This is a genomic window from Simiduia sp. 21SJ11W-1 (assembly GCF_024138675.1).
In the GTDB taxonomy this organism is placed as follows: Bacteria; Pseudomonadota; Gammaproteobacteria; order Pseudomonadales; family Cellvibrionaceae; genus Simiduia.
Genome location: NZ_CP090959.1, coordinates 3,358,834 through 3,384,895, shown reverse-complemented (window position 1 = coordinate 3,384,895; position 26,062 = coordinate 3,358,834). Strand labels below are relative to the sequence as shown.

Annotated in this window: 33 protein-coding genes; all 33 read left to right on the top strand. The window is 52.8% G+C overall.

Translation table 11 applies throughout. The features are described from left to right. The first annotated feature begins 23 nt into the window (after positions 1 to 23). The 33 genes from secE to rplO all read left to right on the top strand — a co-directional run bounded on the left by secE (position 24) and on the right by rplO (position 26,057). Positions 24 to 392 carry a preprotein translocase subunit SecE gene (gene secE / locus L1F30_RS14875; protein WP_253357326.1) on the top strand — a complete coding sequence of 123 codons (369 nt, stop codon included), beginning with the start codon at positions 24 to 26 and terminating at the stop codon, positions 390 to 392. Between the two features lie 16 nt (positions 393 to 408). Continuing rightward, positions 409 to 942, top strand: a complete 534-nt coding sequence (gene nusG / locus L1F30_RS14870) for a transcription termination/antitermination protein NusG (protein ID WP_253357324.1) — start codon at positions 409 to 411, stop codon at positions 940 to 942. 158 nt (positions 943 to 1,100) lie between these two features. After that, the gene (gene rplK / locus L1F30_RS14865; protein WP_253357322.1) at positions 1,101 to 1,532 is read left to right on the top strand and encodes a 50S ribosomal protein L11; all 432 of its coding nucleotides are present in this window, start codon (positions 1,101 to 1,103) and stop codon (positions 1,530 to 1,532) included. Between the two features lies 1 nt (position 1,533). Beyond that, on the top strand, positions 1,534 to 2,229 hold the full coding sequence (rplA, locus tag L1F30_RS14860; RefSeq protein WP_253357320.1) for a 50S ribosomal protein L1: 696 nt from the start codon (positions 1,534 to 1,536) through the stop codon (positions 2,227 to 2,229). Between the two features lie 239 nt (positions 2,230 to 2,468). Next, entirely contained in the window at positions 2,469 to 2,963 is a 495-nt protein-coding gene (rplJ, locus tag L1F30_RS14855; protein ID WP_253357318.1) for a 50S ribosomal protein L10, read from the top strand. Between the two features lie 66 nt (positions 2,964 to 3,029). Beyond that, entirely contained in the window at positions 3,030 to 3,401 is a 372-nt protein-coding gene (rplL, locus tag L1F30_RS14850) for a 50S ribosomal protein L7/L12 (protein ID WP_253357316.1), read from the top strand. 244 nt (positions 3,402 to 3,645) lie between these two features. Further along, positions 3,646 to 7,731: a DNA-directed RNA polymerase subunit beta gene (rpoB, locus tag L1F30_RS14845; protein ID WP_253357314.1), complete on the top strand. Its 4,086-nt coding sequence runs from the start codon at positions 3,646 to 3,648 to the stop codon at positions 7,729 to 7,731. 85 nt (positions 7,732 to 7,816) lie between these two features. Then, positions 7,817 to 12,037, top strand: a complete 4,221-nt coding sequence (rpoC, locus tag L1F30_RS14840; RefSeq protein ID WP_253357312.1) for a DNA-directed RNA polymerase subunit beta' — start codon at positions 7,817 to 7,819, stop codon at positions 12,035 to 12,037. 180 nt (positions 12,038 to 12,217) lie between these two features. Next, a complete protein-coding gene (gene rpsL / locus L1F30_RS14835) occupies positions 12,218 to 12,589 on the top strand; it encodes a 30S ribosomal protein S12 (RefSeq protein ID WP_015047189.1) in 372 nt (123 codons plus the stop codon). A gap of 153 nt (positions 12,590 to 12,742) precedes the next feature. Then, complete coding sequence (rpsG, locus tag L1F30_RS14830) at positions 12,743 to 13,213, top strand: 30S ribosomal protein S7 (RefSeq protein ID WP_253357310.1); 471 nt, start codon at positions 12,743 to 12,745, stop codon at positions 13,211 to 13,213. Between the two features lie 77 nt (positions 13,214 to 13,290). Beyond that, entirely contained in the window at positions 13,291 to 15,408 is a 2,118-nt protein-coding gene (fusA, locus tag L1F30_RS14825; protein WP_253357308.1) for an elongation factor G, read from the top strand. 35 nt (positions 15,409 to 15,443) lie between these two features. Then, positions 15,444 to 16,637, top strand: coding sequence for an elongation factor Tu (gene tuf, locus L1F30_RS14820; protein WP_253357306.1), 1,194 nt, complete (start codon positions 15,444 to 15,446; stop codon positions 16,635 to 16,637). A gap of 223 nt (positions 16,638 to 16,860) precedes the next feature. Beyond that, positions 16,861 to 17,172 carry a 30S ribosomal protein S10 gene (gene rpsJ / locus L1F30_RS14815; protein WP_183911528.1) on the top strand — a complete coding sequence of 104 codons (312 nt, stop codon included), beginning with the start codon at positions 16,861 to 16,863 and terminating at the stop codon, positions 17,170 to 17,172. Positions 17,173 to 17,276: 104 nt separating this feature from the next. Then, a complete protein-coding gene (gene rplC / locus L1F30_RS14810; RefSeq protein WP_253357304.1) occupies positions 17,277 to 17,921 on the top strand; it encodes a 50S ribosomal protein L3 in 645 nt (214 codons plus the stop codon). Between the two features lie 20 nt (positions 17,922 to 17,941). Further along, the gene (rplD, locus tag L1F30_RS14805; RefSeq protein WP_253357302.1) at positions 17,942 to 18,556 is read left to right on the top strand and encodes a 50S ribosomal protein L4; all 615 of its coding nucleotides are present in this window, start codon (positions 17,942 to 17,944) and stop codon (positions 18,554 to 18,556) included. Beyond that, complete coding sequence (gene rplW, locus L1F30_RS14800) at positions 18,553 to 18,846, top strand: 50S ribosomal protein L23 (protein ID WP_253357300.1); 294 nt, start codon at positions 18,553 to 18,555, stop codon at positions 18,844 to 18,846. Before rplD ends, rplW begins: the two co-directional genes overlap by 4 nt. A gap of 13 nt (positions 18,847 to 18,859) precedes the next feature. Then, positions 18,860 to 19,687, top strand: a complete 828-nt coding sequence (gene rplB / locus L1F30_RS14795; protein WP_183911532.1) for a 50S ribosomal protein L2 — start codon at positions 18,860 to 18,862, stop codon at positions 19,685 to 19,687. A gap of 30 nt (positions 19,688 to 19,717) precedes the next feature. After that, a complete protein-coding gene (gene rpsS / locus L1F30_RS14790) occupies positions 19,718 to 19,996 on the top strand; it encodes a 30S ribosomal protein S19 (protein WP_183911533.1) in 279 nt (92 codons plus the stop codon). 15 nt (positions 19,997 to 20,011) lie between these two features. Beyond that, a complete protein-coding gene (gene rplV, locus L1F30_RS14785; protein ID WP_183911534.1) occupies positions 20,012 to 20,344 on the top strand; it encodes a 50S ribosomal protein L22 in 333 nt (110 codons plus the stop codon). Positions 20,345 to 20,357: 13 nt separating this feature from the next. Then, entirely contained in the window at positions 20,358 to 21,035 is a 678-nt protein-coding gene (rpsC, locus tag L1F30_RS14780) for a 30S ribosomal protein S3 (RefSeq protein WP_253357298.1), read from the top strand. 12 nt (positions 21,036 to 21,047) lie between these two features. Further along, on the top strand, positions 21,048 to 21,461 hold the full coding sequence (gene rplP / locus L1F30_RS14775) for a 50S ribosomal protein L16 (protein ID WP_183911536.1): 414 nt from the start codon (positions 21,048 to 21,050) through the stop codon (positions 21,459 to 21,461). Beyond that, positions 21,461 to 21,652 (top strand): 50S ribosomal protein L29, encoded by a 192-nt coding sequence (gene rpmC / locus L1F30_RS14770; protein ID WP_183911537.1) that lies wholly within the window; start codon positions 21,461 to 21,463, stop codon positions 21,650 to 21,652. Before rplP ends, rpmC begins: the two co-directional genes overlap by 1 nt. 2 nt (positions 21,653 to 21,654) lie before the next feature. Beyond that, on the top strand, positions 21,655 to 21,921 hold the full coding sequence (gene rpsQ, locus L1F30_RS14765; RefSeq protein WP_253357296.1) for a 30S ribosomal protein S17: 267 nt from the start codon (positions 21,655 to 21,657) through the stop codon (positions 21,919 to 21,921). Positions 21,922 to 21,958: 37 nt separating this feature from the next. Beyond that, the gene (gene rplN / locus L1F30_RS14760; RefSeq protein ID WP_183911539.1) at positions 21,959 to 22,327 is read left to right on the top strand and encodes a 50S ribosomal protein L14; all 369 of its coding nucleotides are present in this window, start codon (positions 21,959 to 21,961) and stop codon (positions 22,325 to 22,327) included. Positions 22,328 to 22,359: 32 nt separating this feature from the next. Further along, on the top strand, positions 22,360 to 22,677 hold the full coding sequence (rplX, locus tag L1F30_RS14755) for a 50S ribosomal protein L24 (RefSeq protein WP_253357294.1): 318 nt from the start codon (positions 22,360 to 22,362) through the stop codon (positions 22,675 to 22,677). Positions 22,678 to 22,695: 18 nt separating this feature from the next. Beyond that, positions 22,696 to 23,235, top strand: coding sequence for a 50S ribosomal protein L5 (gene rplE, locus L1F30_RS14750; RefSeq protein ID WP_253357292.1), 540 nt, complete (start codon positions 22,696 to 22,698; stop codon positions 23,233 to 23,235). Between the two features lie 10 nt (positions 23,236 to 23,245). Continuing rightward, positions 23,246 to 23,551 carry a 30S ribosomal protein S14 gene (rpsN, locus tag L1F30_RS14745; protein ID WP_253357290.1) on the top strand — a complete coding sequence of 102 codons (306 nt, stop codon included), beginning with the start codon at positions 23,246 to 23,248 and terminating at the stop codon, positions 23,549 to 23,551. 29 nt (positions 23,552 to 23,580) lie between these two features. Then, complete coding sequence (rpsH, locus tag L1F30_RS14740) at positions 23,581 to 23,973, top strand: 30S ribosomal protein S8 (protein WP_253357288.1); 393 nt, start codon at positions 23,581 to 23,583, stop codon at positions 23,971 to 23,973. Between the two features lie 12 nt (positions 23,974 to 23,985). After that, on the top strand, positions 23,986 to 24,519 hold the full coding sequence (rplF, locus tag L1F30_RS14735) for a 50S ribosomal protein L6 (RefSeq protein ID WP_253357286.1): 534 nt from the start codon (positions 23,986 to 23,988) through the stop codon (positions 24,517 to 24,519). A 9-nt stretch (positions 24,520 to 24,528) separates the two neighbouring features. After that, positions 24,529 to 24,879 (top strand): 50S ribosomal protein L18, encoded by a 351-nt coding sequence (gene rplR / locus L1F30_RS14730; protein WP_253357284.1) that lies wholly within the window; start codon positions 24,529 to 24,531, stop codon positions 24,877 to 24,879. Between the two features lie 10 nt (positions 24,880 to 24,889). Beyond that, positions 24,890 to 25,399 carry a 30S ribosomal protein S5 gene (gene rpsE, locus L1F30_RS14725; RefSeq protein WP_253357282.1) on the top strand — a complete coding sequence of 170 codons (510 nt, stop codon included), beginning with the start codon at positions 24,890 to 24,892 and terminating at the stop codon, positions 25,397 to 25,399. Positions 25,400 to 25,434: 35 nt separating this feature from the next. Continuing rightward, the gene (gene rpmD, locus L1F30_RS14720; protein WP_183911547.1) at positions 25,435 to 25,620 is read left to right on the top strand and encodes a 50S ribosomal protein L30; all 186 of its coding nucleotides are present in this window, start codon (positions 25,435 to 25,437) and stop codon (positions 25,618 to 25,620) included. 2 nt (positions 25,621 to 25,622) lie between these two features. After that, positions 25,623 to 26,057, top strand: coding sequence for a 50S ribosomal protein L15 (rplO, locus tag L1F30_RS14715; RefSeq protein WP_253357280.1), 435 nt, complete (start codon positions 25,623 to 25,625; stop codon positions 26,055 to 26,057). Positions 26,058 to 26,062: the final 5 nt, after the last annotated feature.

The following is a 26,062-nucleotide window of genomic DNA, read 5'->3' as shown; positions in this document are numbered from 1 at the left end:
AGTAGTTAAGGGTAAGTTCCCTGATGAACGCTAAAGTAGAAGCTCCAGCCTATCGGTTCGATGCAATTAAGTGGTTGCTTGTGGTTGCCATTGTTGCTGCGGGCGTTGTGGCTAATTCGCAGTTTGCGGATGTCGCCTTGCTTTACCGCGTTTTGGGTATGGTGGCTGCCGGTTTGGTAGCAGTCTTTATTGCCGTCAATACTGCAAAAGGTGCTGCATTCTGGGGTTTGATGAAAGAAGCCCAGGTGGAAGTGCGTAAGGTGGTATGGCCTACTCGTGAAGAGACGAATCAGACAACACTGATTGTGTTGGCAGTTGTGCTGGTAATGGCGCTGATTCTCTGGTTGATCGACACAGTGCTGGGTTGGCTGGCATCACTGATTATCGGCTGATAAATAAGGGTGAGCAATGGCTAAGCGCTGGTATGTAGTACACGCCTATTCCGGGTTTGAAAAGAAAGTTGCGGCTTCGCTTAAAGAGCGCATTGAACTGCATCAAATGCAAGATGTGTTCGGCGACGTGCTGGTTCCCACTGAAGAAGTGGTTGAGATGCGCGGCGGCCAAAAGCGTAAGAGTGAGCGTAAATTCTTCCCGGGTTACGTGCTTGTGCAGATGGAGTTGAACGACGACACCTGGCACTTGGTGAAAGAAACACCGCGCGTTATGGGCTTTATTGGTGGCAAGGCAGATAAGCCGGCCCCGATTACAGAAAAAGAAGCGCAAGCTATTTTGCAGCGAGTGGATGACTCGGCTGACAAGCCCAAGCCGAAAACAATTTTCGAGCCGGGCGAGATGGTTCGCGTATGCGATGGCCCCTTCAACGACTTTAACGGTGTTGTTGAAGAGGTTAACTACGAGAAGAGCCGCCTGCGCGTAGCAGTGCTCATTTTCGGTCGCTCAACACCGGTTGAGTTGGAGTTTGGCCAGGTCGAGAAGACCTGAGTCTAGATTCAAGAATTTATGACCTTCCTGCATCGCGAGGTGCGGGAAGGTTTTCGTGTCTCCGGGTTTTTTGTTGTTGCCCGGCGGCTGGGGAGCCAGTGACAAAGGCCACGCCAAAGGCTTTTCGAGGCGCTAAAACCCAACTATGGGAGTAAATCATGGCTAAGAAAATCAATGCTTACATCAAGCTGCAGGTAGCTGCAGGTAAAGCGAATCCGTCGCCGCCAGTTGGTCCTGCTTTGGGTCAGCACGGTGTAAACATCATGGAGTTCTGTAAAGCGTTCAACGCACAGACCCAAGAGCTGGAAGCCGGCGCACCTGTACCTGTAGTAATCAGCGTATACAGCGATCGCTCTTTCACTTTTACCATGAAGACGCCACCGGCTTCTTACCTGTTAAAGAAAGCTGCGGGCATCAAGAGCGGTTCACCGCGTCCAAACACTCAGAAAGTTGGCACTGTTACCCGTGCGCAGCTGGAAGAAATCGTAAACATGAAGCGCCCCGACCTGACCGCTGCTGATATGGACGCTGCACTGCGTACAATCGCCGGTTCTGCCCGTGCTATGGGCCTTGAAGTGGAGGGTCTATAACATGGCTAAATTGACTAAGCGTCAGCGTGCGATTCGCGAGAAAGTAGATTTTGCTAAGCAGTACGGTATTTCCGAAGCTGTTGCGCTGTTGAAAGAAATTTCTTCAGTAAAGTTCCCTGAAACTGTAGACGTTGCCATTAACCTTGGCATCGACCCACGTAAATCCGACCAGGCTGTGCGCGGTGCAACTACCCTGCCGCACGGCAATGGTAAAGATGTGCGTGTTGCGGTGTTTACCCAGGGTGCAAACGCTGAAGCGGCTAAAGCTGCCGGTGCAGAATTTGTAGGTATGGAAGAGCTGGCAGCCCACATCAAGGGCGGCATGATGGACTTCGACGTAGTGATTGCAGATCCTGCCGCTATGCGCGTTGTTGGTCAGCTTGGCCAGGTACTTGGTCCGCGCGGCCTGATGCCAAACCCTAAAACCGGCACCGTAACGCCAGACGTTGTAACTGCTGTTAACAACGCCAAGGCGGGTCAGGTTCGTTACCGCGCTGAGAAGGGCGGTATCATCCACGGCGGTATCGGCAAGCTGTCTTTCGAAGAGAAGGCACTGAAAGAAAACTTGGAAGCACTGGTAGGCGACCTCAAGCGCGCCAAGCCTGCTTCTTCAAAAGGCGTTTACCTCAAGCGCATTACTCTGAGCACCACTATGGGCCCAGGTATTGTGGTTGATCAGTCTTCGCTGGACATCTAAGTCCGGCAGCACAAACTTTGGGGGCCGGCTTCGGCCGGTCTGTCAAAGACCGTAGGTGGGCGCTGCTTCGGCAGTGCCTCTAATGGCATCAAAAGTAATGGCGATGCTGCCTACGCAGATGGTGGCCCAATTCAGTATTTAGCTGGATTTGATACACCGGAAATGCGGCCGTAAAGCTATGTGGTAGTACGGCTGATTTGTTAACGATTAGCACAGCTAATCAAATCCAGGAGAAGATCGTGGCACTAGGACTCGAAGACAAAAAAGCGATTGTCGCTGAGGTCCAGGAAGCTGCTAAGAGCGCTCTGTCTGCTGTTGTTGCTGATGCACGCGGTGTAACCGTGTCCAGCATGACAGCGCTGCGCAAAGAAGCCCGTGATAACGGCGTATGGCTCCGCGTTGTACGTAATACACTGGCTCGCCGCGCAGTAGAGGGCACTGACTACGCATGTCTGACTGACGCTTTTGTTGGTCCGACCTTGATCGCATTCTCTAACGAACACCCAGGCGCCGGTGCGCGTATCCTGCGTGATTTCGCTAAGAGTGACGACAAGCTGGAGCTTAAGTCAGCTGCTTTCGAAGGCAAAGTGGTAGATGTCGGATTATTGGCAAGCCTGCCAACATACGACGAAGCTATCGCGAAGCTGATGAGCGTGATGAAAGAAGCAGCCGCTGGCAAACTGGTTCGCACTATTGCGGCCATTCGCGACCAGAAAGAGCAATCTGCAGCTTAATCTTTGGATTAATTTGCCGTTTAAACCATTTTCGAGCGCAAGCTCACACAATTTAGGAATTGAGTCATGTCTCTGACTAACGACGATATCATGAATGCAATCGCTGAAATGTCTGTAACTCAGGTTGTAGAACTGATTTCAGCAATGGAAGAAAAGTTTGGCGTTTCTGCCGCTGCTGCTGTTGCAGTTGCCGGTGCTGGCGACGCTGGCGCTGCTGCTGAAGAGAAGACCGAGTTCGACATCGTTCTGACTGCAGCTGGTGACAAGAAGGTTAACGTGATCAAGGCCGTTCGCGGTATCACTGGTCTGGGCCTGAAAGAAGCCAAAGAGCTGGTAGACGGCGCACCTAAGACTCTGAAAGAAGGCGTTGCCAAGGCTGAAGCCGAAGCCGCTAAGAAAGAGTTGGAAGACGCTGGCGCATCAGTAGAGCTGAAGTAATTCAGTTTTGCATGCTAGCAAAGTCAGTAGTTAATACTGGCTTGGGCTGGCGGGGCGAAAAACCCCGCCGGCCTTTTGCCGTTTGCGGTCAACGGTAACAGACCGAAGAGTGATGCAGGCGTTCGGCGCCGCAGATCATGCTCACAGCAAAAACGCTGTAGAAACAGTAGCAATGAAGTGCCACCCGCGCTTCTAGGCTCAGAGATTCCAAAAGCCCAATTCGTGAACAAGCTGGGGAATACTGATGGCTTACTCATATACTGAGAAAAAACGTATCCGCAAGGACTTCGGCAAACTGCCGAGTGTAATGGATGTACCTTACCTCCTGGCGATTCAGTTGGACTCTTACAGAAAGTTTACCCAGGCAGATGCGTCTGCCGATGCGCGCACAGATTTTGGTCTGCACGCTGCATTTAAGTCGGTATTCCCAATTGTGAGTTATTCAGGGAATGCAGCCCTGGAGTACGTTAGCTATGCATTAGGCAAAGCGGCGTTTGATGTTAATGAATGTATTTTACGTGGCGTGACCTACGCGGCCCCGTTACGTGTGAAAGTTCGTCTGATCATTTACGACAAGGAATCAGCGAACAAGTCTATTAAAGACATTAAAGAGCAAGAAGTTTACATGGGCGAAATTCCGCTCATGACTGATAACGGTACTTTCGTTATCAACGGTACCGAGCGTGTAATCGTTTCCCAGTTGCACCGTTCGCCAGGTGTGTTTTTTGATCACGACAAGGGCAAAACACACTCTTCCGGTAAACTGTTGTTTACTGCGCGCGTTATTCCATACCGTGGTTCATGGTTGGATTTCGAATTTGATCCAAAGGATCTGGTGTTCGTACGTATCGATCGCCGCCGTAAGCTGCCTGCCTCTATTTTGTTGCGCGCGCTGGGTTACACCTCTCAGCAGATGCTTGAGATGTTCTTCGATACCAGCAAGTACACAGTTACCAAAGACGGTGACATCGTGCTTGAGTTGGTGCCATCTCGCCTGCGTGGTGATGTTGCAACCTTCGATATCAAAGACAAAAAAGGCAAGGTGCTTATTGAAGAAGGCCGCCGTATTACTGCGCGCCATATTCGCGACCTTGAAAAGGCCGGCATTACCGATCTGGTTGTACCTAACGGTTACTTGCTTGGTAAGGCGCTGGCGAAAGATATCGTTGATGAAAAAACCGGTGAGCTGTTGCTTGAGTGCAACACAGAGCTTACCGACGAAGTGCTGGAAACATTGCGTGAAGCCAATGTAACAGCCTTTGAAACCTTGTATACCAACGACATCGATTGCGGCCCGTTCATCTCTGAAACATTGCGTGTAGATCCTACCCGCTCAGAGTTGGAAGCATTGGTAGAGATCTACCGTATGATGCGCCCGGGTGAGCCGCCAACCAAAGAGTCTGCAGAAACACTGTTCCAGAACCTCTTCTTCAGCCAAGAGCGTTATGACCTGTCGGCCGTTGGCCGCATGAAGTTCAACCGCCGCTTGGGCCGTGAAGATGAAACCGGTGAAGGCACCTTATCCAACGAAGATATCGTGGATGTGCTGAAAACCCTGATCGAAATCCGTAACGGTAAAGGCGTTGTGGATGATATCGATCACTTGGGTAACCGCCGTGTTCGCTCTGTGGGTGAAATGGCTGAAAACCAATTCCGCGTAGGTTTGGTTCGTGTTGAGCGCGCTGTAAAAGAGCGCCTGTCGATGGCTGAAAGCGAAGGTTTGATGCCGCAAGACCTGATCAACGCCAAGCCTGTTGCTGCCGCTGTTAAAGAGTTTTTCGGCTCTTCGCAGTTGTCGCAGTTCATGGATCAAAACAACCCGCTGTCTGAAGTGACGCACAAGCGTCGTGTTTCGGCACTTGGCCCGGGTGGTTTGACCCGCGAGCGCGCAGGCTTTGAAGTGCGCGACGTACACCCCACGCACTACGGTCGTGTATGTCCAATTGAAACGCCGGAAGGTCCAAACATCGGTTTGATCAACTCGCTGGCAACCTATGCGCGCACCAACGATTACGGCTTCCTGGAAAGCCCTTATCGCAGAGTGATTGACGGCAAGGTTACAGACGACATCGAGTACCTTTCTGCGATTAACGAATCCGAGCAGGTTATTGCACAGGCTTCGGCAAAAGTTGATAAAAACGGCAAGCTCTCTGAAGAGCTGGTGTCTGTTCGTCACTTGAACGAATTTACCCTGAAAGCACCTACCGAAGTAACCTACATGGACGTAAGCCCGCGTCAGGTTGTTTCTGTGGCGGCCTCGTTGATTCCGTTCCTTGAGCACGACGATGCTAACCGTGCATTGATGGGTTCTAACATGCAGCGCCAGGCTGTGCCTACCTTGAAGGCTGAGAAGCCATTTGTAGGTACCGGTATGGAGCGCCACGTAGCGGTAGACTCCGGTGTGTGTGTGGTTGCCAAGCGTGGCGGTGTGGTTGACCGCGTAGATGCCTCGCGCATCGTGATCCGCGTAAGCGACGCTGAAGTAGAGGCAGGTGATGCCGGTGTGGATATCTACAACCTCACCAAGTACACCCGCTCGAACCAGAATACCTGTATTAACCAGCGCGCTATCGTAAAAACCGGCGATGTCATCGCCCGTGGTGACGTGTTGGCTGACGGTCCATCGGTAGATATGGGTGAGCTGGCTCTGGGTCAGAACATGCGTATCGCCTTTATGCCTTGGAACGGTTACAACTTCGAAGACTCCATCTTGGTGTCTGAGCGTGTTGTGCAGGAAGATCGCTTTACTACCATCCACATTCAGGAACTCACCTGTATCGCCCGTGACACCAAGCTCGGTAGCGAAGAAATCACTGCGGATATTCCAAACGTAGGTGAGAGCGCGCTGGCCAAGCTGGATGAATCCGGCATTGTGTACATTGGTGCCGAAGTGGGCCCAGGTGACATTTTGGTGGGCAAGGTAACGCCGAAAGGTGAAACCCAGCTGACGCCAGAAGAAAAGCTTTTGCGTGCCATCTTCGGTGAAAAGGCGTCTGACGTTAAAGACACCTCGCTGCGCGTAGGTACTGGTACCCGCGGTACCGTGATTGATGTGCAGGTGTTTACCCGCGATGGTATTGAAAAAGACCAGCGTTCAAAAGACATCGAAAAAGCACAGCTAGATAAAGTGCGCAAAGATCTGAACGAAGAATACCGTATCATGGAAAATGCCACCTTCGAGCGTCTGCGTGCAGCGCTGGTGGGCCAGAAGGTTTCTTCAGGTAAGGGCGTCAAGAAAGGTGAAGTGCTCACCGATGAAACTCTTAACGAGCTGCCCTTTGATCAGTGGTACAAGCTTCGTATGGCAGAAGATGCACTCAACGAGCAGTTGGATGCAGCCGAAGCCGGCCTGATTGAGCGTCGCAAGATTCTCGACGAGCGCTTTGAAGATAAAAAGCGCAAGCTTGAAACCGGCGATGATTTGTCGCCCGGCGTGCTGAAAGTAGTAAAAGTTTACCTTGCTATCAAGCGTCGTATTCAGCCTGGTGACAAGATGGCTGGACGTCACGGTAACAAGGGTGTGATCTCTGTGATCATGCCGGTGGAAGACATGCCATACGATGAAAACGGCGTGCCCGTAGATATCGTACTCAACCCGCTGGGCGTACCTTCGCGTATGAACGTGGGTCAGGTGCTGGAAATGCACTTGGGTATGGCTGCCAAAGGCCTGGGTGACAAGATCAACACCATGCTTGAAGAGCAGCGCAAGGTTGCAGACCTGCGCAAGTTCCTCGATGAGATGTACAACAAAACCGGCGAGGCCTTGGAAAAGGCTGACCTGTCTAAGTTTACAGATCAGGAAGTGCTTGAGCTGGCGCAAAACCTGCGCAATGGCGTGCCTATGGCCACCCCGGTATTCGACGGTGCCCAGGAATCTGAAATCAAAGCGCTGTTGCGCTTGGCAGATTTGTCCGACACCGGCCAGGTGCAGTTGTTCGACGGCCGTACCGGTGATGCCTTCCAGCGTCATACTACCGTTGGCTACATGTACATGCTCAAGCTTAACCACTTGGTGGATGACAAGATGCATGCCCGTTCTACCGGCTCTTACAGCTTGGTTACCCAGCAGCCGCTGGGTGGTAAAGCGCAGTTCGGTGGACAGCGTTTCGGTGAGATGGAAGTGTGGGCATTGGAGGCATACGGTGCCGCCTATACCCTGCAGGAAATGCTCACAGTGAAGTCGGATGACGTGAATGGCCGTACCAAGATGTATAAAAACATCGTTGATGGCGACCACCGGATGGAGCCAGGCATGCCTGAGTCTTTCAACGTGTTGGTGAAAGAAATTCGCTCACTCGGTATCAATATGGAGCTGGAGCACGACTCCTAATCCACCGTTTGGCATGACATTTAAGGGCGGGGGGCAACCCCCGCTGGCACACCCGGAGCTATAACAGCCCATTGGAGGAAGCGCCTTGAAAGACTTACTTAATCTGCTGAAGTCCCAGGGACAGGTTGAAGAATTTGATGCGATTCGTATTGGTCTGGCCTCGCCAGACATGATTCGCTCTTGGTCGTTTGGTGAAGTGAAAAAGCCAGAGACCATCAACTACCGTACGTTCAAACCAGAGCGTGAAGGTTTGTTCTGTGCCAAGATTTTTGGCCCGGTAAAAGACTACGAGTGTCTGTGCGGCAAGTACAAGCGCATGAAGCACCGCGGCATTATTTGTGAAAAGTGCGGCGTAGAAGTTACGCTCGCCAAAGTGCGCCGTGAGCGCATGGGTCACATTGAGCTGGCGTCACCCGTTGCCCACATCTGGTTCTTGAAATCGCTGCCAAGCCGTATCGGTTTGCTGCTGGATATGACCCTGCGCGACATCGAGCGGGTGTTGTATTTTGAATCATACGTGGTAACAGACCCGGGTATGACTACCCTGGAGCTGGGCCAGCTGCTCAACGATGAGCAGTACTTCGAAGCCATGGAAGAGTTCGGCGACGAATTCGAAGCGTCCATGGGTGCTGAAGCAATTCAGAAGTTGATGGCAGACATCGATCTGGATCGCGAGATCCAGTTCCTGCGTGAAGAAATTCCAAACACCAACTCTGAAACAAAAATCAAAAAGTACTCCAAGCGTTTGAAGCTGCTTGAGGCCTTTGCCAACTCTGGCAACAAGCCCGAGTGGATGGTGCTTGAAGCGCTGCCGGTGCTGCCGCCAGATCTGCGCCCATTGGTGCCGCTAGACGGTGGCCGTTTTGCCACCTCAGATCTGAACGATTTGTACCGTCGCGTTATCAACCGTAACAACCGCTTGAAGCGCCTGCTGGATTTGTCTGCGCCAGACATCATCGTGCGCAACGAAAAGCGCATGCTGCAAGAAGCGGTTGATGCCCTGTTGGATAACGGCCGTCGCGGTCGCGCCATCACCGGTTCCAACAAGCGCCCATTGAAGTCGCTGGCCGACATGATCAAAGGTAAGCAGGGCCGCTTCCGTCAGAACCTGCTCGGTAAGCGCGTTGACTACTCTGGCCGTTCGGTAATCGTGGTTGGCCCAACCCTGCGTCTGCATCAGTGTGGCCTGCCGAAGAAAATGGCACTTGAGCTGTTCAAGCCGTTTATCTTCAGCAAGCTTGAGCTGAAAGGACTGGCTACCACCATTAAAGCTGCCAAGAAAATGGTAGAGCGCGAAGAGCCAGTGGTGTGGGATATTCTCGATGAAGTGATTCGCGAGCACCCGGTACTGCTGAACCGTGCACCTACCTTGCACCGCTTGGGTATCCAGGCGTTTGAGCCTGTGCTGATTGAAGGTAAGGCGATCCAGCTGCACCCGTTGGTTTGTGCGGCCTACAACGCCGACTTCGACGGTGACCAGATGGCGGTACACGTACCGCTGACAATCGAGGCGCAGCTTGAAGCGCGCGCCTTGATGATGTCTACCAACAATATTCTGTCTCCTGCTAACGGTGAGCCCATCATCGTGCCGTCGCAAGACGTGGTATTGGGCTTGTACTGGATGACCCGCGAGCGCGTTAACGACAAAGGCGAAGGCATGGTATTTGCCGACGTTAAAGAAGTTAACCGTGCCTTCCACGGTAAAGTGGTTGGCTTGCAGGCAAAAATCAAAGTGCGCATTAACCAGGTGACCTTCGGCGAGCAGGGTGAGCGTATTGAAGTGTCCAAGGTGGTGGAAACTACCGTTGGTCGCGTACTGCTGTGGGAAATTGTGCCAGAGGGTATTCCCTTCGACATGGTTAACAAGCCCATGGTTAAGAAGGCAATCTCTGCCATCATCAACTTCTGTTATCGCCAGGTGGGTTTGAAATCTACCGTGATCTTCGCAGACCAGTTGATGTACATGGGTTACGAGTACTCAACCAAGTCTGGTTCTTCCATCGGTGTGAATGACTTTGCCATTCCCGATGCCAAGTACCAGATCGTTGAGCGTGCCGAAAACGACGTGAAAGAGATTGAATCTCAGTTTGCGGCGGGCTTGGTAACGGCCGGTGAAAAGTACAACAAGGTTATTGATATTTGGTCGCGCGCCAACGACCTGGTTGCCAAATCCATGATGGAAGGCATCAGTAAAGAGGCCGTGATTAACCGCCAAGGTGAAGAAGAGTTTCAAGACAGCTTCAACTCGGTATTTATGTATGCCGATTCAGGCGCTCGTGGTTCGCCAGCCCAGATTCGTCAGCTGGCCGGTATGCGCGGCCTGATGGCGCGTCCCGATGGCTCGATCATTGAAACGCCGATTACCGCAAACTTCCGTGAAGGCTTGAACGTACTCCAGTACTTCATCTCAACTCACGGTGCCCGTAAAGGTTTGGCTGATACCGCCTTGAAGACGGCTAACTCCGGTTACCTGACTCGTCGCTTGGTTGATGTGGCCCAAGACGTAGTTGTTACCGAAACCGATTGCGGTACCGACGAAGGCCTGACCATGTCGCCGGTGATTGAAGGCGGTGACGTTATTGAATCTTTGGGTGATCGCATTCTGGGCCGCGTTGTGGCCCGCGATGTCGTGCGTCCAGATTCAGATGAGATCCTGATTCCGGCCGGCACCATCATCGACGAAGAGTGGGTGAAGCGTGTAGAGAAAATGGGTATCGACGAGGTAATGGTGCGCTCGCCCATCACCTGTGAAACCCGCCAGGGTATTTGTGCCCAGTGTTACGGTCGCGATCTGGCCCGTGGCCACCGTGCCAACATGGGTGAATCCATCGGTGTTATTGCAGCCCAGTCGATCGGTGAGCCGGGTACCCAGCTGACCATGCGTACCTTCCACATTGGTGGTGCGGCATCGCGAGCCTCTGCGGCCGACAGCGTCAGCGTGAAGCAGGAAGGTACTGTTCGCCTGCACAACATCAAGGTGGTTAGCCGCCCAGACGGCCACCTGGTTGCGGTGTCCCGCTCCGGTGAGCTGGCTGTGGCAGACGCCAACGGTCGTGAGCGTGAGCGCTACAAGATCCCTTACGGCGCCATCATCACCGTTAAAGAAGGTGAAGAAGTTAACGGCGGCCAGATCATTGCCAAGTGGGATCCGCACACGCACCCCATCGTTACCGAGGTGGCGGGTCAGGTTGCCTTCTCAGGCATGGAAGAGGGGCTGTCTATCCGTCGTCAAACCGACGAAATGACCGGCCTTTCGTCTATCGAGATTCTTGATCCGGCCGAGCGTCCAGCTGCCGGTAAAGACCTCAAGCCTGCGATTACGCTGCTCGATGAGCAGGGCAACGAGCTGTACCTGCCCAACACCAACGTGCCGGCGCACTACGCTTTGCCAGCCAAGTCTATTTTGTCGCTGAACAACGGCGACAAGATTGCCGTAGGTGACATCCTGGCGCGTATCCCGCAGGAAGGTTCGAAAACCCGTGACATCACCGGTGGTCTGCCACGCGTGGCCGACCTCTTTGAAGCCCGTAAGCCGAAAGAGCCGGCCATTTTGGCGGAAATCTCCGGTACCGTGAGCTTCGGTAAAGAAACCAAGGGCAAGCGTCGCCTGGTGATCACCCCTGTAGATGGCCAGCCATTACCCGATGGCTCTACCCACTACGAGGTGTTGATTCCCAAGCATCGCCAGCTGACCGTGTTTGAAGGTGAGCAGGTAGCCAAGGGTGAAGTTGTGTCAGACGGCCCAAGCAATCCGCACGATATTCTGCGCCTGCAGGGTGTTGAGGCGCTGGCCCGTTACATCACCAACGAAATCCAGGACGTTTACCGCCTGCAGGGTGTGAAGATTAACGATAAGCACATCGAGACAATTTGCCGTCAGATGCTGCGTAAAGTTGAGATCACCAGCATGGGCGACTCCTCCTTCGTTAAGGGTGAGCAGGCCGAATACCACAAGGTGCTGGAAGAAAACGAACGTTTGCGTGCCGAGAACAAGCAGCCCGCAACCTACGAGCGCCAGTTACTGGGTATTACCAAGGCCTCGCTGGCCACAGAGTCCTTCATCTCGGCGGCCTCCTTCCAGGAGACAACCCGCGTATTGACCGAAGCGGCTGTGACCGGCAAGCGCGATGATCTGCGCGGCCTGAAAGAGAACGTGGTTGTGGGTCGTTTGATCCCGGCCGGTACTGGTCTTGCCTACCACAACGACCGTCGTCGCCAGCGCGATGTCGGCCCGAGTGAAGGTGGCGTGAGTGCTGCAGAGGTTGAAGCAGCGCTGACCGAAGCGTTGAAGTCTAGCGCCAGCTAAGCTCAAACGCCAAAATGCGGGCATTAATCAGCCAGATTGCTGGTTTATTAATGCCTTGACTGGGGTGGGGGGCGTCTTTACAATGCGCCTCCCGCTTTTTCTGAGTGGGGCAGGTGTCTGCCTGCACTTTTAACACCGTTACCCTAGGGTGACGATATATAGTTTGTGGAGTTTATTTTCATGGCAACGATCAACCAGTTGGTTCGTAAGCCGAGAAAACGTAAGGTTGTTAAGAGCGACGTTCCTGCATTGCAAGCCAATCCGCAGAAGCGTGGCGTTTGTACCCGCGTTTACACCACTACCCCTAAGAAGCCAAACTCAGCTTTGCGTAAGGTTTGCCGTGTGCGCCTGACCAACGGCTTTGAAGTAACTTCTTACATCGGTGGTGAGGGTCACAACCTGCAAGAGCACAGCGTAGTGCTGATCCGTGGCGGTCGTGTAAAAGACTTGCCAGGTGTGCGCTATCACACTGTGCGTGGCTCCTTGGATACCGCTGGCGTGAAAGACCGCAAGCAGCGTCGTTCCAAGTATGGTGCCAAGCGTCCTAAGTAATCCCAGATTACTGAAGACATACGTTTTCGGTTGAACCGAGTAAGGCTAAGCGCGCTTGCCCCGTTGAAGTGATTGAAAGCCCTGGCTTTTCGGGCATTTGAACAGCGGTAAGAGCGGAGTCTTAGAGAAACCTAAAGATAGAGGCGATTTAAAATGCCAAGAAGACGCGTCGTCGCAAAACGCGAAGTGTTGCCGGATCCCAAGTTCGGTAACGTTACGCTGGCGAAATTTATGAACCACGTGATGATCAGTGGTAAGAAGTCCGTCGCTGAGCGCATCGTTTACGGTGCCCTCGAAATCGTTCAGACCAAACTGAACCGCGACCCTCTGGAAGTCTTTGATGAAGCGCTGGAAGCCATCGCGCCACTGGTAGAGGTTAAGTCTCGCCGTGTGGGTGGTGCTACCTACCAGGTGCCCGTTGAAGTGCGTCCTGCACGTCGTACTGCCCTGGCCATGCGCTGGCTGGTAGATTACTCCCGCAACCGCGGTGAGAAGTCTATGCCCCAGCGTTTGGCAGGCGAACTGATTGACGCCTCACAGGGCAAAGGTGCTGCTGTGAAGAAGCGTGAAGACGTTCACCGCATGGCGGAAGCCAACAAGGCATTCAGCCACTACCGCTTCTAAGCGGCAGGCTTTGACACTAAAAGGCAGCTTTGGCTGCCTTTTAGTGTTCATACAGACGAATTTTTGGGGATATCGCAGTGGCACGTAAGACTCCTATTTCACGTTACCGCAATATTGGTATTTGCGCGCACGTTGATGCGGGTAAAACCACCACTACCGAGCGCGTGCTGTTCTACACGGGGATGTCCCACAAGATTGGTGAGGTGCACGATGGTGCAGCTACCATGGACTGGATGGAGCAAGAGCAGGAGCGTGGTATTACCATCACCTCTGCCGCTACCACCTGTTTCTGGCGCGGTATGGATGCCCAGTTTGAAGAGCATCGCGTTAACATTATTGATACCCCCGGCCACGTAGACTTCACCATTGAGGTGGAGCGTTCCCTGCGTGTGCTCGATGGCGCCGTGGTGGTGCTGTGTGGCTCCTCCGGTGTGCAGCCACAAACCGAAACCGTATGGCGTCAGGCCAATAAATACGAAGTGCCCCGCATGGTGTTCGTCAACAAGATGGACCGTGCCGGCGCCGACTTCAACCGCGTGGTTAATCAGCTGAAAACCCGCCTGGGCGCAAATCCGGTGCCGCTGCAAATGACCATTGGCGCCGAAGAGCATTTCAAAGGCGTGGTGGACCTCATCAAAATGAAGGCCATCATGTGGAGTGAGGCCGACCAGGGCACCACCTTTACCTACGAAGAGATTCCCGCTGAGCTGCTCGATGAGTGTCAGGCAATGCGCGAGCATCTGGTGGAGGCGGCCGCTGAAGCCTCAGAAGAGCTGATGGAGAAGTACCTCGAGGGCGAGGAGCTTTCCGAGGCTGAAATCAAGCAAGCCATTCGCCAGCGCACGCTGGCCAATGAAGTTGTGCCCGTGTTGGGCGGTTCTGCCTTTAAGAACAAAGGCGTACAGGCCGTACTTGATGCAGTCATCGAATATCTGCCTTCGCCTACCGAAGTAAAAGCCATTGATGGCGTGTTGGCCGATGGCGAAACCCACGACACCCGTGCGGCCGAAGACGACGCCCCCTTTGCGGCGCTGGCCTTCAAGATCGCAACCGACCCCTTCGTGGGCACCTTGACCTTTTTCCGCGTCTATTCCGGCAAGCTGGCAACGGGCGACCAGGTGTATAACCCGGTTAAAGGTAAAAAAGAGCGCATTGGCCGCATGGTGCAAATGCACGCCAATAACCGCCAGGAAATCAAAGAAGTGTTGGCGGGCGATATCGCCGCCGGCATCGGCTTGAAAGATGTGACAACAGGCGACACCCTGTGCGACATCAACAAGCAGATCACCCTTGAGCGCATGGAGTTCCCCGAGCCCGTAATTTCGGTGGCAGTGGAGCCGCGCTCACAGGCAGATCAAGAAAAAATGGGTGTTGCGCTGGGTAAGCTTGCGCAAGAAGACCCGTCATTCCGCGTTCACACAGACGAAGAGACGGGTCAGACGATCATCTCGGGTATGGGTGAGCTGCACCTGGACATCATTGTTGACCGTATGCGCCGTGAATTCAGCGTTGAGGCTAACATTGGTAAGCCGCAGGTTGCCTACCGCGAAAAAATCACGAACACCTGCGAAATTGAAGGTAAGTTCGTGCGGCAGTCGGGCGGCCGTGGTCAGTATGGTCACTGCTGGATTCGTTTCGAGCCGGCAGAGGATTCCAATGCTGAAAAAGTGGAGTTTGTCAGTGAGGTTGTGGGTGGTGCTATCCCCAAAGATTACATCCCCGCGATTGGCAAAGGCATTGAAGAGCAGTCGAAAAATGGCGTGTTGGCCGGCTACCCCCTGTTGGGTTTAAAGGCAACCGTTTACGACGGCTCTTTCCACGATGTTGACTCCAATGAAATGGCGTTCAAAATCGCTGCCTCAATGGCCACCAAGAAGTTGGCGCAGCAGGGTGGTGCGGTATTGCTTGAGCCGATTATGAAGGTTGAAGTGGTAACGCCGGAAGAGAATATGGGTGATGTAGTCGGCGACCTTAATCGTCGCCGGGGCCTGATACAGGGTATGGAAGACAGCCCGTCAGGCAAGATTGTCAATGCCGAGGTTCCGCTGGCCGAGATGTTTGGCTACGCAACGGCATTGCGCTCTGCAACTCAGGGTCGTGCAACTTACGCTATGGAGTTTTTGCACTACGCTGAGGCACCTTCTAATGTCGCGCAGGAAATCATTGCCAAAAGCAGGGTAACCAGCGATTACTAATTCAGAATCCAATTCAGAAATCTGAGGTTAATAAAATGGCTAAGGCTAAGTTTGAACGTAACAAGCCCCACGTAAACGTGGGCACCATTGGTCACGTTGACCACGGTAAAACCACGCTGACCGCAGCTCTGACGCGCGTATGTGCCGAAGTATGGGGCGGTGAAGCAGTAGCATTCGACGGTATCGACTCGGCTCCAGAAGAGCGTGAGCGCGGTATTACCATCTCTGCTGCACACGTAGAATACGATTCACCTGAGCGTCACTACGCACACGTAGACTGCCCAGGTCACGCCGACTACGTTAAGAACATGATTACCGGTGCTGCCCAAATGGACGGCGCGATTCTGGTATGTTCTGCCGCTGACGGCCCAATGCCACAAACCCGTGAGCACATCCTGTTGTCTCGCCAGGTAGGTGTACCTTACATCGTGGTATTCCTGAACAAAGCCGACATGGTAGACGACGAAGAGCTGCTTGAGCTGGTTGAAATGGAAGTGCGTGAGCTGTTGAGCCAGTACGAATTCCCAGGCGACGACACGCCAATCATCATCGGTTCTGCGTTGATGGCCCTGAACGGCCAGGACGACAACGAAATGGGTACTACCGCTGTTAAGAAGTTGGTAGAAACTCTGGATTCCTACATCCCTGAGCCCGAGCGTGCCATCGACGGTGCCTTCTTGATGCCAATCGAAGACGTGTTCTCTATCTCTGGCCGCGGTACTGTTGTTACCGGTCGTGTAGAGCGCGGTATCGTTAAAGTTGGTGAAGAAATCGAGATCGTTGGTATCCGCGACACCACCAAAACCACCTGTACCGGTGTTGAGATGTTCCGCAAGCTGCTGGACGAAGGCCGTGCCGGTGAGAACGTAGGTGTTCTGCTGCGTGGTACCAAGCGTGACGACGTTGAGCGTGGTCAGGTTCTGTGTAAGCCAGGTTCAATCAAGCCGCACACCAAGTTCCAGGGCGAAGTGTACGTGTTGTCTAAAGATGAAGGTGGTCGTCACACGCCATTCTTCAAAGGCTACCGTCCACAGTTCTACTTCCGTACTACCGACGTTACCGGTGCTGTTGAGCTGCCAGAAGGTGTTGAGATGGTAATGCCAGGTGATAACGTGCAGATGGAAGTTACCCTGATTGCACCTATCGCCATGGAAGACGGCCTGCGCTTCGCGATCCGCGAAGGTGGCCGTACCGTTGGTGCCGGTGTTGTAGCTAAAATCATCGAGTAATCGGTTGATTGCCGGGCTTGCCTGGCATTAAGTGAGTGGGCGCCGCCTCTTGTGGCGCCTGCTTTCTTGTTAAGTTGTTGATTTTAAAGCTAAAACTTATCTTTTGGTTATTTCTTCAGCAGATGCTTGACAGGGGGCCGGTCGGCCCTTAATATTGCGCCTCCGTTTTTCAGGGATTTCCCCTGGCGGATTGTTCTTTATAGTATTTTGGAGTTTGGTTCAGATGCAGAATCAGCGCATTCGCATTCGCCTGAAGGCTTTCGATCACAAGTTGATCGACGCGTCCACTCAGGAAATCGTCGAGACAGCAAAGCGTACAGGTGCACAAGTGCGTGGTCCGATTCCGCTGCCTACTCGTCGCGAGCGTTTCACCGTTCTGGTTTCTCCGCACGTCAACAAAGATGCGCGCGATCAGTACGAAATCCGCACACATAAGCGTTTGTTGGATATTGTTGAGCCTACAGAAAAAACTGTAGACGCCCTCATGAAGCTGGACCTAGCTGCTGGTGTCGAAGTTCAAATTAGTCTCGGTTAATTAACAAAAGCTGCCTGCCCACTGGGGTGGTGCAGGTGTGTGTAACGCTCTGAAATGGGCGGCCATAGCGGGTAAAAGCCCCGTACACCATTGAGGTTATTAAAATGACAATAGGTATTGTCGGTCGCAAAAGCGGCATGACCCGTATCTTTACTGATGACGGTGTTTCTATTCCTGTCACTGTGGTTGAGGTTGATCCCAACCGCGTCACGCAGGTGAAGAGCGTCGAAACTGATGGTTACTCTGCTGTGCAGATTACCTTGGGTTCGCGTCGCGCCTCTCGTGTTGTTAAATCTGCTGCTGGTCACTTTGCCAAAGCAAATACTGAAGCCGGTCGTGCTTTGTATGAGCTGCGCAATGACGGCGGTGAAGCTTTTGAAGTTGGTGCAGAAATTACTGTAGCGGCTTTCGAAGCTGGTCAAATCGTAGATGTCACTGGTACCTCCAAGGGTAAAGGTTTTGCCGGCACTGTTAAGCGCTGGAATTTCCGTACTCAGGATGCCACCCACGGTAACTCCCTTTCTCATCGCGTTCCTGGCTCTATCGGCCAGTGCCAGACTCCTGGCCGCGTATTCAAAGGCAAAAAAATGACCGGCCATATGGGTGCTGAGCGTGTAACCGTTCAAAACCTGGAAGTGGTTAAGGTCGATGCAGAGCGTAATTTGCTGTTGATTAAAGGCGCTGTTCCCGGAGCTCCGGGTGGCGACGTTATCGTGCGTCCGGCTGTTAAAGCGCGCAGCAACGGCTAAGTTTCCGAGGGGGATCGACCATGGAATTGAATATCACTACTCCAGCAGGCGCCAAAGGTACGGTTAACGTATCTGACGTAGCGTTTGCTCGTGAGTTTAATCAAGACTTGGTACACCAGGCAGTGGTTGCTTATATGGCAGCCGCCCGTCAGGGAACCAAGGCCCAGAAAACTCGCGCAGAGGTTTCTGGTGGTGGCGCCAAGCCTTGGCGTCAAAAGGGCACTGGTCGTGCGCGTGCGGGTACCACTCGTGGTCCGCTATGGCGTACCGGTGGCGTAACATTTGCCGCCAAGCCACGCAGCTTTGATCAGAAGCTCAACAAGAAAATGTATCGCGCTGCTATGCAGTGCATTATGTCCGAGCTTGCCCGTCAGGAGCGTTTGATCGTGGTAGACAGCTTTGAGCTGGAAGCCCCGAAAACCAAAGCTTTGGTAGGCCAGTTGGCTCAGTACAATCTTTCAGATGTGCTGATCGTAACTGAAGAGCTGAACATGAATCTTTATCTTGCAGCGCGCAACCTGCACAAAGTAGACGTGCGTGATGCGCAGGGTGTAGACCCTGTTAGCTTGATCCGCTTCGACAAGGTTGTGGTGACTGTGCCTGCGCTGAAGAAGCTTGAGGAGATGCTGGGATGAACCAAGAACGCATGTATAAAGTGTTGCTCGGTCCGGTAATTTCCGAAAAGGCTGCCGGTGCTGGTGAGCAAGATCAGGTGGTTTTCAAGGTGCTGCCATGCGCCGAGAAGGCCGAGATTAAAGCCGCTGTCGAAAAGCTCTTCAACGTAAAAGTTGAAGGTGTTCGTACCATTAACGTGAAGGGTAAAACCAAGCGTACTAAACACGGTATGGGCCAAAAGAGCGATTGGAAGAAGGCTTACGTTCGTCTCGAGCAGGGTCAAGATATTGACTTTGCAGTAGCAGAGTAAGGGGATTGTTGAGATGGCAATTGTAAAACGTAAACCAACGTCACCCGGTCGTCGCTTCGTTGAGAGCGTTGTTAATCCTGATCTACACAAGGGTGCACCATACGCGCCTCTGTTGGAAAAGAAATCCAAGACCGGTGGTCGTAACAACAACGGTCGAATCACTACCCGTCATATCGGTGGTGGTCATAAGCAGCATTATCGCGTAATCGATTTCAAGCGCACTAAAGACGGCATTCCTGCCAAAGTAGAGCGTCTGGAATACGATCCAAACCGTAGCGCAAACATTGCGTTGGTTTGCTACGCCGACGGTGAGCGTCGCTACATCATTGCACCTAAGGGTGTAAGTGCTGGCGATCAAATCATCAGCGGTGACGCGGCGCCCATCAAGCCTGGTAATGCCTTGCCTTTGCGCAACATTCCAGTGGGTTCAGTGATTCACTGCATCGAACTGAAGCCTGGTAAAGGTGCTCAGATGGTGCGCTCTGCGGGTACCTCAGCTCAGCTGGTTGCGCGCGATGGTGCTTACGCAACCCTGCGTCTTCGCAGTGGTGAAATGCGTAAAGTGTTGAGCGAATGTCGTGCGACTTTAGGCGAAGTGTCTAACAGCGAGCACAGCTTGCGCTCACTGGGTAAAGCCGGTGCCAAACGTTGGCGCGGTGTGCGTCCAACCGTTCGCGGTGTGGCGATGAACCCGGTAGATCACCCGCACGGTGGTGGTGAAGGCCGCACCTCCGGTGGTCGTCATCCGGTAACTCCATGGGGTGTGCCAACTAAGGGTTATAAGACCCGTAGTAACAAGCGCACAGATAACATGATTGTTCGTCGTCGCGGCAAGAAGTAATCGCGCGACTTAGCTGATAGGGGAATTGCAGTGCCACGTTCACTGAAGAAAGGTCCTTTCATCGATCTTCACCTGTTGAAGAAGGTCGAAGCAGCGATCGAAAAGAACGATCGTCGTCCAGTTAAAACCTGGTCACGTCGCTCAATGATCATGCCAGATATGGTTGGTCTGACGATTGCTGTGCACAACGGGCGTCAACACGTTCCGGTTCTGGTCAACGAAGAAATGGTTGGTCATAAGCTGGGCGAATTCGCCGCAACTCGCACTTATCGCGGTCATATCGCTGATAAGAAAGCGAAGAAGCGCTAATTTGAGGTTATGACGATGGAAGTAGCAGCAAAATTACGCGGCGCTCGCTTATCGGCGCAAAAAGCTCGACTGGTTGCAGACCAGATTCGTGGCAAGGCCGTAGATGAAGCTCTCGACATTCTGGCGTTCAGCCCTAAAAAAGGCGCCGCCATTATCAAGAAAGTTTTGGAATCTGCGATTGCTAACGCAGAGCACAACGACGGTGCTGATGTGGATGAGCTGAAGGTTTCTACGATTTTTGTTGACGAAGGTCTAACAATGAAGCGTATTCAGCCTCGTGCCAAAGGTCGCGCAGACCGCATTATGAAGCGCACCTGCCACATTACCGTTAAAGTAGCAGACAAGTAAGAGAGCAGGCGTTATGGGTCAGAAAGTACATCCGACAGGTATTCGTCTGGGTATCGTTAAGAAGCATACTTCTGTTTGGTATGCCGGTAGTGATGAATACGCAGATAAGCTTTACACCGATTTGAAAGTGCGTGAGTACATTCAAAAGGAGCTTGCACATGCGTCTGTTAGCCGCATTGATATCGAGCGCCCAGCGAATACTGCCCGCGTTACCATCCACACTGCCCGTCCAGGCATTGTGATCGGTAAAAAAGGCGAAGACGTTGAGAAACTGCGCAGTGCAATTACCGCCAAAATGGGCGTGCCTGTGCACATCAACATCGAAGAAATCCGCAAGCCTGATCTGGATGCGGCTCTGGTAGCACAAAGTGTTGCACAACAGTTGGAGCGTCGTGTGATGTTCCGTCGCGCTATGAAGCGCGTTGTGCAAAACGCCATGCGCCAGGGTGCAGAAGGTATCAAGGTTCAGGTTGGCGGTCGTTTGGGCGGTGCAGAAATTGCTCGTTCAGAGTGGTATCGCGAAGGTCGTGTGCCGTTGCACACCCTGCGTGCTGACATTGACTACGCCACTGCCGAGGCTTCAACCACATACGGCATCATTGGCGTGAAAGTATGGATCTTCAAGGGCGAAGTTCTGGGTGGTGAAGCACCTGTAGAAACTCCAGCGCCTAAGAAGAAGTCTTCTAAGTAAGGGGTACGCAAGATGCTGCAACCGAAGCGTACAAAGTTTCGCAAGCAAATGAAGGGCCGCAACCGCGGCTTGGCCCAGCGTGGCTCCAAGGTTAGCTTTGGCGAATTTGGCTTAAAAGCCATCGGCCGTGGCCGCATCACTGCTCGTCAGATTGAAGCGGCTCGTCGTGCGATGACTCGTCACATTAAACGTGGCGGTAAAATCTGGATCCGTGTGTTCCCAGACAAGCCAATTACCGAAAAGCCCTTGGAAGTACGTCAGGGTAAAGGTAAGGGTAACGTTGAGTACTGGGTAGCCCAGATTCAACCTGGCAAGGTGTTGTATGAGATGGAAGGTGTTTCCGAGCAACTGGCTCGCGAAGCCTTCGCTCTGGCTGCAGCAAAACTGCCGCTGACTACAACTTTCGTTAAGCGTACGGTGATGTAATGAAAACTTCAGAACTCCGCGAAAAATCAGTTCAAGAGCTGAATGCGGCGCTGTTGGATGAGCTTCAGGCTCAGTTCAAGCTCCGTATGCAGGCGGCCACTGGCCAGCTGAGTCAGACTCATCTGTTGAAGAAAGCTCGTCGCGACATCGCACGTATCAAGACAGTGCTGACCGAAAAGGCAGGTAATTAACAATGGATCAGGCAAATAAAACTGCGCGTACGCTGACTGGCAAAGTTGTTAGCGACAAGATGGACAAGTCCATTGTTGTGCTGATTGAGCGTCGCGAAAAGCACCCGATTTACGGCAAGTATGTAAGTAAGTCGTCTAAGTTGAAGGCTCATGATGAGAAAAACGAGTGCAAGATTGGTGACCTGGTTACCATCGCTGAATCTCGTCCTCTCTCTAAAACTAAGTCTTGGGCTTTAGTTAAAATTGAAGAGCGCGCTGCTGAAGTTTAATTCAGTAACGCTCGATTAAGAGTTTCGGAGACGGACCATGATTCAAACTGAATCCTACTTAGAAGTGGCTGACAACAGTGGTGCTCGCCGCGTTATGTGTATCAAGGTGCTTGGCGGTTCTCATCGTCGCTATGCATCTGTTGGTGACATCATCAAGGTGACTGTGAAGGAAGCAATTCCTCGCGGTAAGGTCAAAAAGGGTCAAGTGATGAAGGCTGTCGTAGTGCGCACTAAAAAAGGTGTTCGCCGCCCAGACGGTTCACTGATCAAATTTGATGACAACGCAGCTGTACTGCTCAACAACCAAGACGCTCCTATCGGCACTCGTATTTTTGGGCCGGTAACCCGTGAGCTTCGCGGTGATAAGTTTATGAAAATCATTTCTCTGGCACCTGAAGTACTGTAAGTACAGGCCAGAGTCAGAGAGAGGACAGGCAAATGCGTAAGATCAAACGTGACGACGAAGTGGTTGTTATCGCGGGACGCGATAAGGGCAAGCGCGGCAAAGTAGTGCGCGTACTGGCCGACGACCGTTTGGTTGTTTCAGGTATAAACATGATTAAAAAACATCAGAAACCGAACCCTCAGTTGCAGGTTCCTGGTGGAATCATTGAAAAAGAAGCGCCGATTCAGGCTTCTAACGTTGCAATCTTTAATGCTGCAACTCAGAAGGCTGACCGTGTTGGCTTCAAAGTTCTCGAAGACGGGAAGAAGATTCGCGTCTTTAAATCCAGCGGCGAAGCCGTAGACGCATAAGCAGACCAGGTAGCAGAAATGGCTAGGCTGAAAGATCTTTACAAAAAAGAAATCGCGCCCAAGCTCAAGCAAGAGCTGGGACTGGCGAATGTGATGGAAATTCCACGCATCACCAAAATCACTCTTAACATGGGTGTTGGTGAAGCTGTTGGCGACAAAAAAGTGCTTGAGCACGCTGTTGCCAACCTGGAGCAGATTGCGGGTCAGAAGGTAGTTGTTACCAAGAGCCGTAAGTCCATTGCAGGTTTTAAAATCCGTGATGGTTGGCCGATTGGCTGTAAGGTAACCCTGCGTCAGGATCGTATGTACGAATTCCTTGATCGCCTGGTTTCCATCGCGATTCCACGTATCCGTGACTTCCGTGGCATTAGCCCCAAGCAGTTTGACGGTCGTGGTAACTTCTCTATGGGCGTGACTGAGCAGATCATCTTCCCGGAAATCGATTACGATAAAATCGATAAAATCCGCGGTCTTGATATCTGTATCACCACTACCGCTCGTAACGATGAGGAAGGGCGCGCGCTGCTGAAGGCGTTCAACTTCCCATTCAAAGGATAAGGGTAGGACTATGGCCAAGAAATCAATGATTGCACGTGAAGTTAAGCGTGCAAAAGCTGTCGCCAAGTTCGCTGCCAAGCGCGCTGAGCTGAAAGCAATTATCGGCAGCGCAGCTTCCTCTGACGAGGAAGTTTGGGCAGCGCAACAGAAGTTGCAGGCTATGCCACGTGATGCCAGCCCCAGCCGTCAGCAGCGTCGCTGTCGTCTGACCGGTCGTCCGCACGCTGTATACCGCAAGTTCGGCCTGTGCCGTAACAAATTGCGTGAAGCAGCCATGCGCGGTGACGTGCCTGGTCTGGTTAAATCTAGCTGGTAATAGACGGCTGTTTTCAGGAGCAGAATCCAATGAGTATGCAAGATCCTTTGGCAGATATGCTGACCCGCGTTCGAAACGCGCAAATGGTTGGTAAGCCAAGCGTAACCATGCCGTCTTCCAACTTGAAGGCAAGCGTTGCACGCGTGCTGCAAGAAGAAGGCTATATTGCAGGTTTTTCAGTGAGCGAAGGCGCCAAGCCAGAGCTGACCGTAGATCTGAAATATTACGAGGGCAAGCCAGTAATTGCTGAGCTTGACCGTGTAAGCCGTCCAGGCCTACGTAATTATGCTGGTAAAAACGAGCTTCCTTCAGTCCGCGGTGGACTGGGCGTTGCCATCGTATCTACCAGTAAAGGTGTTATGACCGACCGCGCGGCACGTGCTGCTGGCGTGGGCGGTGAAGTGCTCTGCACTGTATTCTAACGGGAAGTCGTCATGTCACGAGTTGCAAAAAGTCCGGTTGAAATACCTGCTGGCGTTGATGTTAGCCTGAAAGGCCAAGACATCACTATTAAAGGCAAGCAAGGTACATTGGCACTCGCGGTCCACAAAGATGTGGAAGTAAAGCAGGACGGTAACGTTCTGACTTTCGCACCGCGCGACAATGCCAAGCAGTCCAATGCGCAAGCGGGCACCGCCCGTGCATTGGTAAACAACATGGTTAAAGGTGTTTCTGAAGGTTTTGAAAAGAAGCTTACCTTGATCGGTGTTGGTTACCGTGCGAAAGCATCTGGAAACACTGTAAACCTGACGTTGGGCTTTTCTCACCCTATTGATTACACCTTACCGGAAGGTGTAAAGGCTGAGACCCCTAGTCAGACCGAAGTAGTACTGAAGAGCGCCGACAAGCAGTTGCTTGGCCAGGTTGCCTCTGAGATTCGCGCTTTCCGTCCACCAGAGCCATACAAAGGCAAAGGTGTTCGCTACAGCGACGAAAATGTACTGCGTAAAGAAGCTAAGAAGAAGTAGGGCTAGGATATGAGCGACAAGAAAATTGCTCGTCAGCGTCGTGCACGCCGTGCTCGTGCGAAGATCGCCGAGCTGAAAGTGACCCGCTTGACAGTACATCGCACTCCACGCCACATCTACGCCCAGATTATTTCTGGCGAAGGCGCCAAAGTGCTGGCTTGCGCATCAACTCTTGATAAGAGTCTGCGCGAAGGTAAGACAGGCAACGTAGACGCCGCCAAGGCTGTTGGCAGTCTGATCGCTGAGCGGGCGAAAGCTGCAGGCGTGACCCAAGTAGCGTTCGATCGCAGTGGTTTCAAATACCACGGTCGAATTAAAGCATTGGCCGACGCCGCGCGTGAAGCCGGCCTGGAATTCTAAAGGTTGAATCATGGCTTACGATCAAAAAGACAAAGCTAACTCTGAAGGCTTTCAAGAGAAGCTGGTTCAGGTTAACCGTGTTGCCAAAACCGTTAAGGGCGGCCGCATTTTCGCGTTCACCGCACTGACAGTTGTTGGCGACGGCAATGGTAAAGTGGGCTTCGGCCGTGGCAAGGCGCGTGAAGTGCCGATTGCCATTCAGAAGGCAATGGAAGCAGCCCGTCGTAACATGATCCAGGTTGAGCTGAATGGTGATACCATCCAGTATCCAACCAAAGGTCGTCACGGTGGCTCTAAGGTTTACATGCAGCCCGCCTCACAGGGTACCGGTGTGATTGCCGGTGGTGCCATGCGCGCCGTGCTGGAAATTGCTGGCGTCCAAAACATTCTGTCTAAGTGCTACGGCTCTACCAACCCGGTAAACGTTGTACGTGCGACATTTGACGCGCTTAAGGCCATGGTTTCTCCGGAATCCGTAGCAGCCAAGCGTGGCAAGAGTGTTGAAGACATTTTGGGCTAAGGCCTGGGATTTAGAACTGAGAATTCGGAACGACCATGGCTAAGAAAACTGTCAAAGTGACTCAGGTTAAGAGCTCAATCGGCCGCCTGAAGAACCACCAGGCTTGCTTGAAGGGTCTGGGGCTGCGTCGCATCGGTCACACCGTCGAGGTGGAAGACACGCCTGCGGTACGTGGAATGATTAACAAAGTGACCTATATGGTCCAGGTAGAGGGAGAGTAAGCATGCGTTTGAATACTCTGAGCCCCAACCCCGGTCGCGTACACTCCAAGAAGCGCGTAGGTCGCGGTATTGGTAGCGGTCTTGGTAAAACGGCTGGTCGCGGCCACAAGGGTTTGAAATCCCGTTCAGGTGGTAGCGTTCGTCCAGGCTTCGAAGGCGGTCAGATGCCTTTGCAAAAGCGCCTGCCGAAGTTCGGTTTCACCTCACGTATCGGCCGCGTAACTGCGGAAGTGCGTTTGGGCGAGCTGAACAAGGTCGACGGTGAGCTGGTGGATTTGGAAGCGCTGAAGCGTGCTGATATCATCGGCACCAACATCAAGCGCGCCAAGATCATGTTGTCTGGCGAGCTGACCAAAGCTGTAACCGTTAAAGGTTTGGCTGTGACCAAGGGTGCCAAGGCTGCAATTGAAGCCGCTGGCGGTAAAGTAGAAGAATAAGACGA